At 76.1% G+C, this 8800-nt stretch carries 9 protein-coding genes and 1 pseudogene; 5 read left to right on the plus strand and 5 right to left on the minus strand.

The genetic code is table 11. The features are described 5' to 3' along the window. The 4 genes from LJ221_RS00005 to LJ221_RS00020 all read right to left on the minus strand — a co-directional run. Nucleotides 1-863, minus strand: an 863-nt coding sequence (locus LJ221_RS00005) for a DUF5914 domain-containing protein (protein WP_241712717.1), incomplete at its 3' end; no start/stop codon positions are given. Nucleotides 864-913: 50 nt separating this feature from the next. After that, entirely contained in the window at nucleotides 914-2002 is a 1089-nt protein-coding gene (locus LJ221_RS00010) for a phytoene/squalene synthase family protein (protein WP_241712519.1), read from the minus strand. Continuing rightward, nucleotides 1999-3552 (minus strand): phytoene desaturase family protein, encoded by a 1554-nt coding sequence (crtI, locus tag LJ221_RS00015; protein WP_241712521.1) that lies wholly within the window; start codon nucleotides 3550-3552, stop codon nucleotides 1999-2001. Before crtI ends, LJ221_RS00010 begins: the two co-directional genes overlap by 4 nt. A gap of 24 nt (nucleotides 3553-3576) precedes the next feature. After that, on the minus strand, nucleotides 3577-4932 hold the full coding sequence (locus tag LJ221_RS00020; protein ID WP_241712523.1) for a polyprenyl synthetase family protein: 1356 nt from the start codon (nucleotides 4930-4932) through the stop codon (nucleotides 3577-3579). A gap of 314 nt (nucleotides 4933-5246) precedes the next feature. On the opposite strand from LJ221_RS00020, the gene LJ221_RS00025 reads away from it, so the two are divergent. From LJ221_RS00025 to LJ221_RS00040, 4 genes and pseudogenes are all read left to right on the plus strand, one after another. Beyond that, complete coding sequence (locus tag LJ221_RS00025) at nucleotides 5247-6197, plus strand: MerR family transcriptional regulator (protein ID WP_241712525.1); 951 nt, start codon at nucleotides 5247-5249, stop codon at nucleotides 6195-6197. A 97-nt stretch (nucleotides 6198-6294) separates the two neighbouring features. Beyond that, nucleotides 6295-6561, plus strand: a pseudogene (locus LJ221_RS00030) (zinc-dependent alcohol dehydrogenase); the annotation flags it as partial. A 47-nt stretch (nucleotides 6562-6608) separates the two neighbouring features. Then, entirely contained in the window at nucleotides 6609-7361 is a 753-nt protein-coding gene (locus tag LJ221_RS00035; RefSeq protein WP_241712527.1) for a class I SAM-dependent methyltransferase, read from the plus strand. 128 nt (nucleotides 7362-7489) lie between these two features. Continuing rightward, nucleotides 7490-7906: a hypothetical protein gene (locus LJ221_RS00040; protein ID WP_241712529.1), complete on the plus strand. Its 417-nt coding sequence runs from the start codon at nucleotides 7490-7492 to the stop codon at nucleotides 7904-7906. Here the strand turns inward: LJ221_RS00040 and LJ221_RS23815 are convergent. Then, nucleotides 7809-8228, minus strand: coding sequence for an adenosylcobinamide amidohydrolase (locus tag LJ221_RS23815; RefSeq protein ID WP_374228329.1), 420 nt, complete (start codon nucleotides 8226-8228; stop codon nucleotides 7809-7811). The genes LJ221_RS00040 and LJ221_RS23815 overlap by 98 nt on opposite strands. A 55-nt stretch (nucleotides 8229-8283) precedes the next feature. Between LJ221_RS23815 and LJ221_RS00050 the strand changes: the two genes are divergently transcribed. After that, nucleotides 8284-8712: an OsmC family protein gene (locus tag LJ221_RS00050; RefSeq protein ID WP_241712531.1), complete on the plus strand. Its 429-nt coding sequence runs from the start codon at nucleotides 8284-8286 to the stop codon at nucleotides 8710-8712. Nucleotides 8713-8800 lie beyond the last annotated feature (88 nt).

An 8800-nucleotide genomic window follows, 5' to 3' on the forward strand; every position in this document is an offset into this window, starting at 1 on the left:
GGCCGCAGCAGCGGCGCCGCGGCCCGCGCCACGGCGAAGCCGGGCCGGCCGGAGGTGGCCAGGACGGCCTCGATCACGGCGGTGCGCGGGTTCGGGTCCCCCGGGGCGGTGAGCGGCGTGGCGTGGGTCTCCACCGCCGACGTCTCGCCCTCGCCGCCGACGATGTGCATCACCAGCGTGCGCGGCTCCGGCGCGCTGAACGCGGCCCGCACCGGCACACCCGCCCGCGAGCCGACGCGGTAGGCCACGTCCACCAGGAAGCGGTCGCCGTTGACGGCCGGGTCGGGCTCCTCCACCACCGTCAGCCGGGTGAAGGCGTACGGGTGGAACCACGCCCCGTGCCAGGGGTCGAGCCGGTTGGCGATGACGTCCTCCGGCTCGCAGACGCCCACCAGGGTCGTCACCGCGTCCACCGAGGCGGCCGGATCCGGGCGCCGGGGCAGGCAGGGCCGCTCCAGAGGTTCCTCGCCGCCCACCGCGTCCAGCCGCACCCACACCAGCACACCGTCGTCGTACACGGGATGGGGCTCCCAGCCGGGCATGCCCCGCGCGGTCAGGTCCAGGCCGTGCCAGTGGCAGATCAGCCGCCCGGACTCCACCACGCTGTCGCACAGGGGCGCGCCCAGGTGCGGGCAGGCGCCCGGACCGGCCACCGGGCGCCCGGACTCCGTGCGCCAGAGCACCAGCTCCACCCCGGCGACCGTCCTGCCGAAGGGACGGCCGCGGCGGATCTCACGACTGGCGGCCACCACGTACCAGTTGCCCGAGGGGCGGGCCGAGGCCCGCTTCAGGGCGTCGGCGATGATCTGTGGCCGGGCCGCCCGCCACGTCGGCTCCTGGCGGCTCCAGCCGGGGTCGGACATCAGACGCAGGGGGCTGCGCCAACCGGTCGAACCCCCGACACGGCGCTTGGTCAAGACAGCACTCCTCCTCGCTGCGCGCCCCGCCGGCGGGTCGGCGGGGCCTCCTTGGGGGGCTCCACGGGTGCCCTTTCCACGGGGTCCCCCTCCGTGCGGTCCTCCGTGCGGTCCCACGAGTGGCCGGGCACCCGCGGCAGGTCACCGGTCAGGGCGCCGCGGGCGCGCGAGGCGGTGACGCCGGCCAGCCCGCCCAGCGCCACGGCGGCCCGCCGGCGGCGGGGTACCACGGCCCGCCGGTGGAGCACCGCGTACCCGGCCGCCTCGATCCGGTCCAGGATGGCGCGGTAGAGCACGAACGCGGCGCGTACACAGGGCCGTGAGACGGGGTGCAGCATGGCGATGCCCGGCTCTGCCTCCCGGTAGACCCCCCGGGTGGTCTCGCACAGCTCCCGCAGCGCGGCCCGCACCCGGGCGTCGGTGCGCCCGGCACGGCGGCACCACAGCAGCAGGTCGCGGTCGACGCCGTGGGCGGCCAGCCGGTCCCGGGGCAGGTAGATCCGGCCACGCTCCAGGTCCTCGCCCACGTCCCGCAGGAAATTGGTGAGCTGGAAGGCCACTCCGAGCGCCGCGGCGTGCGGGGCGGCCTCCTCGCGCGGCGCGACCGTGTCCAGCACCGGCAGCACCTGAAGGCCGATCACGGCCGCCGAACCGTGCATGTACACCCGCAGGTCGTCGAGGGTGGGGTACTCGGTGACGTACAGGTCCATGCCCATCGAGCGCATGAAGTCGGTGAAGTGCGCCGGGTCGATGGCGTAGCGCGCGGCGGTGTCGGCCAGTGCCGCGATCACCGGGTGCCCGCCGCGCCCGGTGCGCAGGGCCCCCAGCAGCTCCTCGTCCAGCTCCGCCAGCGCCCGGGCGCGCTGCTCGGGGGCGAGGGCGGGATCGAGGTCGTCGACGATGTCGTCCGCCCAGCGCGCGAAGCCGTACAGGGCGTGGACGGCCGGCCGCTGGCGGGGGGTGAGCAGTCGGGTGGCCAGGAAGTACGTCCTGCCGTGGCGGGCGTTGAGCTCGCGGCAGCGTGTGTAGGCCGCGCGCAGCGCCGGGTCGTGGACACCGGCCGCGTCCAGCTCGCGCGCCGTCATACGGCCGCACCCTCGGCCGTGCCGGCACCGGCGGGCGCCTGCGCCGCACGCCCGGACGGGCGCGGGCGGCCGGAGCCGCCGGTGATGCGGGCGGCGGCGAGCTTGCCGGAGATCACCACCGTCGGCACGCCCACGCCGGGCGTGGTGCCGCAGCCGGCCAGGACCACGTTCTCCCAGCCGCGCGGCAGGTTCCGCGGCCGGAACGGGCCCGTCTGGGCGAAGGTGTGCGCGGCGGAGAACGGGGTGCCCGCCGCGTGCCCCCGGCGCGCCCAGTCGGCCGGGGTGACCAGATGCTCGGCCTCGATCGCCGCGCCGAAGCCGTCCAGCCCGCGGCGCTCCAGCTCGGCGACCAGTCCGTCGCGGTAGCGGGGGCCGACACGGTCCCAGTCACGGGGGCCGGTGACCAGATTGGGGCAGGGGGCCAGCACGTAGTGCAGATGCCTGCCCTCGGGGGCCAGCGCGGGATCGGTTGCGGTGGGCCGGGTGATCAGCAGCGAAGGATCGCTCATCAGCTCGCCGGACCGGGTGAGCTGCCGGAACGTCGACTCCCAGGCGGAGCCGAACGACAGCGTGTGGTGGGCCAGTTCGGGCCAGGTGCGGTCGCCGCCCGCGTGCAGGACGACCGCCGAGGGCGCGTACCGCAGCGGCACCGGGCGGCGCGGCGCGCCGCCCAGCAGACGGTGGGCGACCGGAAGGTCGCAGGTGAGCACCACCGCGTCGCAGGCGATGCGCTCCCCGCCGGCGGTGCGCACCGCCGCGGCGCGTCCGCCCGGCGAGCGCTCCAGCTGCGTCACCTCGGCGCCGTGGACGAAGCGGGCCCCGGCACGGGCCGCGGCGTCGGCCATGGCCCGGGGCACGGCGTGCATGCCGCCGCGCGGGAACCACACCCCGGCGACGGTGTCCATGTAGGCGATGACGGCGTAGGCGGCCAGCGCCCGGGTGGGCGGCACCCCGGCGTACAGCGCCTGGAAGGAGAACACGCGGCGCAGCCGCTCGTCCTTGAGGAAGCGCGCGACGCGCCCGTGCCAGGTGCCGAACCCGCCCAGCGCGGCCAGCCTGGCCAGGTCCGCGCCCAGCAGCCCCAGCGGCGAGTCGAAGTTGGCGTCGATGAACGAGCGCATCTGCACCCGGTACAACCGCTCCAGCCAGTCGCGCAGCCGCCGGTACCCGGCGGCCTCTCCGGGCCCGGCCATCCGGGCGATCTCGGCCTCCATGGCGTTCGGGTCGGTGTGCACGTCCAGGGAGCCGCCGTCGGCGAAACGGGCGCGGTAGGCGGGGTGGAGTCCGATCAGTTCGACGTGGTCGGAGAGCCTGGCACCCACCGCGGCCATGGCCTCGTCGACCAGATCGGGCATGGTCAGCACGGTGGGGCCGGTGTCGACTCGGTATCCGGCCCACTCCTCGCGGCCGGCCCGGCCACCCGGACCGTCCTCCCGCTCGACGACGGTGACCGAGCGCCCGGCGCCCAGCAGGTGCAGTGCGGCGGACAGCCCGGCCAGCCCCGCCCCGACGATGACGACGTGGTCGCCCGGCCTGTGCAGTCTTCTCATCCGGATTCCTTCGGCAGGTGGGGGTCAGTGGCTGGAGAGGGCGGTGCCGCGAGGGGCGTCACGAGGGGCGTCACGAGGGGCGTCACGAGGGGCGTCGCCCGGGGAGCGGCGGGCGGCGGCCGGTTCGCCCAGGACGGCGTACAGCAGCGCAGACAGCTCCCGGGCGGGCACTCCGTCGAGAGATGCCTCCTCCATCGCGGCCAGCGCCTCGCCGGCCAGGCCGCCGACGCGCCGTTCCACGGCCTCACGGGCTCCCAGCTCGGTCAGCACGGCGCGCACGCGCTCCAGTTCCCCCTCGGTCAGCGCCGGGTTGCCGAGCGCGTGCTCCAGCAGCTCCCGGGCCGCGACCCGGCCGCGGACGCGGGCCAGGCGCAGGCCCAGGGCCATCAGATGGGTGGGCTTGCCCTGCCGCACGTCGTCGCCCGCCGGTTTCCCCGTGCGGGCCGGGTCCCCGAAGACGCCCAGAAGGTCGTCGCGCAGCTGGAACGCCACCCCGGCGCACCGGCCGGCCCGCCGCAGTGCCGAGGTGGTGTGCGCGTCCGCGCCGGCCAGTGCCGCCCCCAGGTGCAGCGGGCGCTCCACGGTGTACAGCCCGCTCTTGAGACGGGCGACACGCAGGGAGAAGGAGGGGGAGGGCGTTCCGGCCGCCTGCCCGTACAGGTCCAGGTACTGCCCGGCCACCATCTCGGTGCGCATCGCCCGCCAGACGGGCCGGGCCCGCCGCCGGGCCTCCTCGCAGGGGGACGCCGCGTCCCACAGGTCCTCGGCCCACACCAGGGCCAGATCCCCCGTCAGAAGGGCGGCGGAAGACCCGAACGCATCCGCGTCCCCGCGCAGGCCCCGGGCGCGGTGCCGGCGGGCGAGGACCACATGGGCGGCGGGCGCGCCGCGCCGCAGCGGCGAGTCGTCCATCAGGTCGTCGTGCACCAGCGCGCAGGCCTGGATCAGCTCCAGCGCGGCGGCCGCGTGCAGCACCGCCTCCACGTCGGGGTGCTCCGGCGTGCCGCCGCCCGCCCGCCAGCCCCACCACAGGAAGGCCGGGCGCAGCCGTTTGCCGCCGCGCCGCACCAGATCGATCAGGCAGTCGGCGATGTCGGCGGTGAACCGGTCGCTGATCCGGTGCGCGTCGGCCCGGCGCAGCGTCAGATGCTCGGTGAGCACGGTCTCCACGGCGGCCGCGATGTCGCGGTCGGGGCCGTGGGGGAGGGGGGCGCGATCCGTACGGCGGCTCCCGGGGCGTTCCACGCGGGCCTCGTCCGGGTGCTGCGGCGACCGGGGTGCGGTCCGGCCGGTCCGCTCCCCCTCCGGGGCGGCCTGCTCGGGACGTGCGGGTGCGGGGCTGGCAGGGGCGAGGGCCAGGTCGGTGGCCTGGTGCCGCATCGCGGCTCCTTCCCGGCGCGGGGCCGAGACGCCCGGCGCACGTACGGACAGAAGATTTCACACCCGTATATTGAGGGCAATATTCTCAGTTCGGGCGCTCTGGATGGGTGAAGCGGAGGCACCGCGCGGCGCGGACGGGCGAGGGAGGGACGCGGTGCCGGTGCACGTGCGGCAGCCCCCTCCAGGACACGCCAGGCCGTTGGGGCGGCCCGGTCGCTTCGCGGGTGCCCGTGTCCGGCCAGGTCAAACAAAGTTATGCGGAACTTGTACATCCGGTGCTTGCGCCCGCCCCGCCGCGGGCGGACGATGGCGCCATGTCCTCCTCCCGCCCTTCCCGCGCCGCCGCGAGCCCGGTCCCCGGACAGGAGGCGGAGGAGGTCCTGCTGCCGGTGGGCGCGGTGGCCGAGCGTCTGGGGATGAGCACCGCCGCGCTCCGCGCCTGGGAGCGCCGCTACGGCCTCGTCTCCTCCGGGCGGTCCCCCGGCGGACACCGCCGCTACTCGGCGGGTGACCTGGAGCGGCTGGAGCACATGCGTACGCTCATTCGCCGGGGCGTGCCCGCCGCCGACGCGGCCCGCGCGGTGGGCGCGGTGGGCACGGTGGGACTGCCGGACGTGCGGGCGGGCACTGCGGAGCTGACCGAGGCGATGCACGCGCTGGACGCCGTCGCCGTCCAGACGGCGGTGTCGGCCGCGCTGGCCCGGCTCGGAGCCGCCGAAGCCTGGGCGACCGTCCTCGCGCCAGCCCTGGCCGCGATCGGGGAGCACTGGGAGGAGACCGGGCGCGGTGTCGAGGTGGAACATGTCACCAGCGGCATCGTCGAGAGTTCCCTGCGCCGCCACGCCCAGGATCGTGCCGCCGCGCTCCCGCCCGTCCCCGGCGGCCGGAATTCCGGCACCCGAGCCCCCGTACTCCTGGCCGCCGCGCCGGCCGAGCACCACATGCTGCCGCTGACGGCCCTGGCCGCCGCCCTGGCCGAGGAGGGCCGTACCGCCCTTCAGACCGGGGACCTGCCCGCCCCCGCCCTGACCGACGCCCTCGTCCGCGTCCGCCCCGGTGCCGTGGTGCTGTGGGCCCGCTCCCACCGAACGGCCGACCTCTCCTGGCTGCGGACCGCGCTGGAGGCGGTCCCCGCGCCCGTACCCGTCCATCCCGCCGGGCCGGGCTGGCCCCGGTGCATCCCCGGTGCAGCGGCCCCGCTGCACGACCTGCCCGGCGCCCTGGCCGCGCTCCTGGGCGCGCCGGACGGCAGGCGCCCCGCCTGAAACCGCTTCCCGTACCGCCGCTCCCGCGGTACCGCCTTACCGTCGACCGCTCCGGCCGGGTCCGTACGGCACCGGAGGGAGGGCCGTTCGGCCCCGCGGCCTGCGACGCGGCGGGAAGCCGGTGCTCGTCTCGCTCCCGGCGGGCGGCGCCCTGCGCGTCCCGGTCCTCGACACCGTGCTGAACGGCATCCCTGCCATCGACTCGATCGTCGGCACCCGGCAGGACCTGGCGGAGGTCTTCGCCCTCCGCGCGGCCGGACGCACGTAGGTGATCCACGAGACCCGTCCGCTGGAGGCCGTCAACGACTGCGTCGAGAAGATCCTCGGAGGCCACGTCAGGGCCCGCGTCGTCTTCGAGGTGTGAGACGCCGCCGGCCGGAGCCGGTCCGTCCGCTCGCTACGGTGGGCGCCATGTTCACCGCCCAGGGCCCCACCCTCCCCGAGCTCGCCGTGCAGGCGCTGTCGTCCGTCGAGCGCGGCTACGACCTGCTCGCACCGAAGTTCGACCGCACGCCGTTCAGAACCTCGGACCGCCTGCTGGGAGCCACTACACGCGCGCTCGAACCGCTGGGGCCGTTCGGGACGGGCCTGGACGTGTGCTGCGGGACCGGCGCGGGGACGGATGTCCTGCTGCGGCTGTGCGAACGGCGGGCCGTCGGCGTCGACTTCAGCGCCGGCATGCTCGGCCGGGCCCGTTCCGCCCACCCCCGGGCCCCCGGTGGACCGGCGGTTGACCGGGTGCGCGCCGACGTACGGAGGCTGCCCTTCGACGGAGCCTTCGACCTGGCCGTCAGCTTCGGGGCGTTCGGGCACTTCCTGCCCCGGGAACGGCCCGGACTGTTCGCGGGGGTGTACGCGGCACTCCGGCCCGGGGGGCTGTTCGCCTTCCCCGTCGGCGCGCCGCCCCGCATCGGGTCGCGTGCCTACTGGATGCTGTGGGGCTTCGACGCGGCGATGCGGGTGCGCAACGCGCTGTGGCACCCTCCGTTCGTCATGTACTACCGCACCTTCCCCCTCCCCCGGGTGCGCCGCGAACTGTCCGACGCGGGGTTCGAGGTGGGCACGCTGCCCCTGGAAGAGCTCGGCCGGCGGGCGGACGGCAGCCCGCGCTGCCGGCTGGTCGTGGCGCGCCGCGTGCGGGAGACGGCCGGGAAGGCGCGGTAGCGTCCGAGCCGCAGGACCACACACCGGAAAGACCCTCAGGGCGGGCGACGATCCGCCCGCCGGACAGGGCGGTACGCGGAGGGAGGGGCCTCTCGCGGCACGACGGCCTGCCGCTACGCTTCGGCTCCATGCAGCGACCGTTCGAAACTCCGGTGATCCCTGCCCGACGCCGCACGGGACCGCTTCTCGCCGCGCTGGCGGCCGGACTGGTGATGGGCGGGGTGGGCTTCGGGGCCGCCTGGGCCCTCACCGGCGGCAGCGGTGGCGAAGGCGGCCCGGCGGCCGACGCGCGGGCGGCGTGCGACGTCCTGGAGCGTTTCGGCGAGTCGCGGTACGCGGAGGAGGGGCCGGCCGGCGAGGCTGCGCTCAACCGCTGGGGAGCGGCACAGGCACTCTCCGCCTCGGCGGCCGCGGGCGACGAACGGTACGAGCCGCTCGCGGAGGCGCTCAGAAAGTCGCACCACCGGGTTCTCTCGACCTTCGGGTTCGACGCACGGGCGAAGAAGGACCTGGAGCGGGCGCGCGGGATCTGCGCGGATCTGTGAGCCGGACGGCCCGGCGGAGGCGGCGCGGCGGCGACGCACACCGTGTCGGTCGGTGTGCCCGAGGTGTCCAACCGGCGTCCGGCAGCGCCCGGCCCTTGGCCTCGGTGGCCGTGGCCACGGCGTTGACCAGGGCGGTGTCAGGCAGGGCGGCCGGCACCGAGACCAGGATGTTGACGGTCCCGGCGGGCGGCGGTCCGTCACGGCCCGCGCCCGGCGCGGCGGCCCAGCCGCGCTCGCCGATCCCGCCGCCCAGCGGTGCTCTGCTGGTCATCCGCCGCCCGGTTTCGGGCCGGTCCGCAGTGCCGGAGCGGGCCCGCCGCATAAACTGATCACCGCAGACCTTTCTTGTCACTCACAACCCGTCAGGAGCGACAGCCATGGCAACCACCCGTACTGCCAGGACCCACTGGGAAGGCAATCTCCTCGAGGGCAAGGGCAACGTCGCCCTCGAATCCTCCGGGATCGGCACCTACGAGGTGAGCTGGCCCTCCCGCGCCGAGGAGCCCGGTGGCAAGACCAGCCCCGAGGAGCTGATCGCGGCGGCCCACTCCTCCTGCTACTCGATGGCCTTCTCGGGCGGCCTGGCGCGCAAGGGCCACACGGTGGAGAAGCTCGACACCCGGGCCGACGTCACCCTCCAGCCGGGCGAGGGCATCACCGCCATCAAGCTGACCGTCCGCGCCACCGTCCCCGGGCTGTCCGAGGAGGACTTCCAGGAGGCCGCCGAGGAGGCCAAGGCCAACTGCCCGGTCAGTCAGGCCCTGGCCGGCGTCAAGAACATCACCCTGGAGGCCCGGCTCGTCTGACGCGCCGGAACCGGGGCGCGGCACCGCGCACCGGCGGGGGGGGGGGGGGGGGGGGGGGGGGGGGGGGGGGGGGGGGGGGGGGGGGGGG

Source organism: Streptomyces sp. CNQ085, from assembly GCF_022614595.1.
GTDB lineage: Bacteria > Actinomycetota > Actinomycetes > Streptomycetales > Streptomycetaceae > Streptomyces.